The sequence below is a fragment of the Psychromonas sp. genome (assembly GCF_983033635.1).
Genome location: NZ_CEZLMY010000101.1, coordinates 1 through 3605, shown reverse-complemented (window position 1 = coordinate 3605; position 3605 = coordinate 1). Strand labels below are relative to the sequence as shown.

The 3605-nt window shown below is 43.2% G+C and carries 4 protein-coding genes; all 4 read right to left on the bottom strand.

Translation table 11 applies throughout. The features are described from left to right. Nucleotides 1–359, bottom strand: a 359-nt coding sequence (locus tag AC4GME_RS12660) for a DUF3300 domain-containing protein (RefSeq protein WP_490379500.1), incomplete at its 3' end; no start/stop codon positions are given. A gap of 150 nt (nucleotides 360–509) precedes the next feature. After that, nucleotides 510–1979, bottom strand: a complete 1470-nt coding sequence (locus AC4GME_RS12655; RefSeq protein ID WP_490377672.1) for an ATP-binding protein — start codon at nucleotides 1977–1979, stop codon at nucleotides 510–512. Continuing rightward, a complete protein-coding gene (locus AC4GME_RS12650; protein WP_490377673.1) occupies nucleotides 1976–2671 on the bottom strand; it encodes a response regulator transcription factor in 696 nt (231 codons plus the stop codon). Before AC4GME_RS12650 ends, AC4GME_RS12655 begins: the two co-directional genes overlap by 4 nt. Before the next feature lie 41 nt (nucleotides 2672–2712). After that, a complete protein-coding gene (locus AC4GME_RS12645) occupies nucleotides 2713–3051 on the bottom strand; it encodes a PepSY domain-containing protein (protein ID WP_490377674.1) in 339 nt (112 codons plus the stop codon). Between the last annotated feature and the right edge of the window lie 554 nt (nucleotides 3052–3605).

The following is a 3605-nucleotide window of genomic DNA, read 5'->3' as shown; positions in this document are numbered from 1 at the left end:
TCCAATACATTCGGAAATGCCAACAGTGCACTGACACTTGGCTCCCACCCTTTATGTTCGCTCTTTTTTATTGCCTGCTCGGCACTGAGGTGGCTATTTTCGTTGCGCCAACGATTGGCCTGCACTATCTCTAACGGGTAGGTAGAAGCAATTAAGATGTGCGTCAGCAGACTATCCGGATACAGAGCAATAGGCGCTAAAATCTGCGCCAGCTCGGCCTCATTGAATGCGCCCTGTTCGGCAAAAACTGGTTGAGCATTGGCATGCTTAATCAGCACTGTCGGTGTTACTGTTAATATGAGCGTATTTATTAGTGCGATAGTTAATGACCGATAACACGCCGCTGTGAATTTATTCATATACCCTCCAAACTCTTTTACAACTTTATATACCCAAACCACTTGAAGATGCAGGAATCTGCATTTTCAAGTCGTTTGGGTATAGGTACTATAAAAGGTTGAAGATGAACGTAAGCTGAATTAAATACAGAAGATGGAAATTAAATAGATTCAGCTTGCTTCCTGGCCAAAACTGAACTCAAATTTTGCGCCGCCAAGCGTTGCTGAGCTGGAAACAGCCAGTTGCCCGTTGTAGCTGTCAATCAGATCGCGGACAATTGCCAGACCGATACCATGACCTTGCTGATAAGAATCGGCGCGAATTCCGCGCTCGAATATTTGCGATTGTTGCTCAGGAGTGATCCCTTTACCATCGTCTTCAACGATGATAATTAACCGCGTTGCCGTTCTTTTAACGGTCAACGAAACCTGTGACTTGGCTGCCTTGCAGGCGTTATCCAGCAGATTGCCCAGTATTTCAGTCAGATCCGCCTCATCGCCTTTAAAAATAGCCTGCGCATCTACAATTTGACTGATACTGATTTGCGGTTCACGGTAGATTTTAGCTAAGGTTCGGACTAACTTATCGCAAACTGCATTAACCTTAATCCCTAAGTGCCAGGAAGAGCCTGCCGCAGTCTGCGCCCGTTTTAATTGATGACCGATAATACTGTTAATTATTGATATCTGCTCGATTGAAGCGCGGCTTAAGGCCTTCTGGCTTTGAATCACGGAAAGCGGTGTTTTCAAACTGTGCGCCAGATCTGACAGTGCATTGCGGTAGCGTTTACGTTGACTTTGCTCGGTATTAAGCAAGGAATTGAGTTGCCGGGCCACTGCGTGTAACTCAGAAGGATAATTTTCATTAATCTGCTGTGCATGGCCCTGCTCGATAGCGCTCAACTCCTGTGTAAATTTGGCAAGGGGCTTCAAAGTCCAAAGCAACCAAACCAGCTGAACAATAACCAGCAATACCATTAAGATAAGTAGCCAGCTCCAAAGTTGTTTTCTAAATTGAGCGACCTGCTGCTGAAAATCTGCCTGATCCTTAATGATATGGATTGTGATAGGAAACGGCTGAAGCTGTGTCTGTACATTATTTTGTGCAGCAGCACTTTGCTCAAAACTGGCACTAAAACTGTAGATAAGGTGCGGCCTGCCTTCAAGCACTATCTCGGAAAATTCACTCTGCCCCGTAGCAGGAAGTGGCAAGTCACGCGGCGCTGCAAATCCCAGAAAGGAATCAGATTGCCAGACGAGCCTAGGAGTGTCTTTGTTTATTGTCTTTTTTTCGGCACTCGGCATGGCTGGCGGCTCGGGATAACTATCTGTTACAGCATCATATTTAACACTAGTATTCGAGATAAGCGCATATAAACCCGATTGAATGACATTAAACTGGTTTTCTAATAATTGCTCTGGCATAAAAAGCTGATTGTTCTCGACTTCGCTCACCGCAAGCACCGAATAAACATAGGCTCTGAGTTCATTTTTAGCGGCGTTTTTTACTTGCTGCTTAAAAGCATCATTAAGGGTAAATCCAATCAAGGGCATCAGCACTAATATCAATAACAGCGCACTGACGATAAGCCGAGCTTTAAGCGATTTTAAAAGATTAACACTTTTGAACTTTTTACTCATAAATCATTACCCTGTGCTTTTGGTAATGGAGTAAGACGGTAGCCTTGTCCCCTTAATGTCTCGATAAGCTTGTATTCGTTATCAGGGTCCAGCTTTTTTCGTAAGCGCCGAATAAAGACTTCAATAACGTTAGAGTCGAGATCGAAATCCTGATCGTAAATATGTTCGGTAAGTACCGTTTTAGACTTAACCTCGCCGGGATGCAGCATAAGATATTCAAACAGTTTATACTCGGAGCCGCTTAAGGTAATAAGCTGATCGCCTTTTTTCACCTCAAGACTGCTGGTATTAATACTGAATAGGCCATTATAAACTAGGGGACTAGCTTTCCCCGCTGAGCGGCGGATCAGAGCTTTTAACCGCGCTACTAACTCTTCAGGGTGAAAGGGTTTAGTGAGATAGTCATCGGCCCCCGCATCGAGCCCTTCTACCTTATCCTGCCAGCTATCGCGCGCTGTTAAAATTAAAATCGGAAAGTCTATCCCTTTTTCCCGAAGCCGGGTAATTAACGCGATACCGTCGAGTTTAGGCAGCCCCACATCGATAATTGCCGCATCATAACTGTATTCGCTTCCCTGAAAAAGTCCCTCCTCTCCGTCGGAGGCAAGATCGACTGTATAACGAAATTCGATTAGGTGTTGTTTAAGGTTAGTCTGTAGCTCAATTTCATCTTCTACTAAAAGTACTCTCATTTATCCGCTCCTCTGACCTCACGGTTTTTCTTATCTATAAACTAATTTCTGAGCACACTACCCGTTTGAGCATCAACGGAGATATAAAATACCAGCCCCTCTTTTGATAGCATTTTAACTTTGTAACCGGGCCGGCCGTTAACCCGAGCGGATTGAGCCTTGAGTACCTTCCCTTTATATTGACGCTTTACTAATTGAACCGCCTGTTCACGACTGCTAACCTTTAGTTTATTAGACGTTTTTTTTGATGGCTGCGCAGCTATGCTCAGCGAGTTAGCGGCAGTCATTGAGGCCTGAACACCTGTTGCTGTTGCTGTTGCTGTTGCTGTTAAAGAGAACAGTAAGCAAACTATCAGTGTCAACAGAGAAGTCATTTTCATAAGATGTATCCGCCTCGCATAATAGAGATATCAAAGAGTCATCAAGACCGTGATTATACAGTCAGTCTAAATAAGAAACGTCAAGTTGTCATCCAGATTAACCGCCATCTTAGAGACCGCTCCGCCATAATAACTAATTGCAGATGAACGTTAGCTGAATATGGATACAAGCAAAAATTGGTTTTTAGAAATATGAAAGTCAAAAATATTAACAATCAATGCATTAAAAGGGTTTTTCTGATAATAAGCAGTGATTTCGGAAATTGAGGTAAAGTAAGCGCACAGTTAAGCAGTGAGCCCAACCATATCAGGGGTTTAATAGAGTATGCCGCGACCATGCTTCTGCTATAGCTTTAACTGTAGCTCCAGAATGATGAGTAAGCTTTACTGCTGTTGCTTTAAAATCAGCACTGTACTGATTAGTCTTTTTCCCTGTTTTATATGCTGGCATAAACACCTCTATTTCAAATAAAGGTGTCCACTAGATAGGATCAACTACATAGTCCTATTAAATTGCTTGTTATGTGCCATTACGCTACACTGTACAAATAAAC

Bases quoted from the DNA above. Each gene is read 5' to 3' on its own strand.
- AC4GME_RS12655 (WP_490377672.1), bottom strand. From the start codon at position 1,979: ATGAGTAAAAAGTTCAAAAGTGTTAATCTTTTAAAATCGCTTAAAGCT.
- AC4GME_RS12650 (WP_490377673.1), bottom strand. From the start codon at position 2,671: ATGAGAGTACTTTTAGTAGAAGATGAAATTGAGCTACAGACTAACCTT.
- AC4GME_RS12645 (WP_490377674.1), bottom strand. From the start codon at position 3,051: ATGAAAATGACTTCTCTGTTGACACTGATAGTTTGCTTACTGTTCTCT.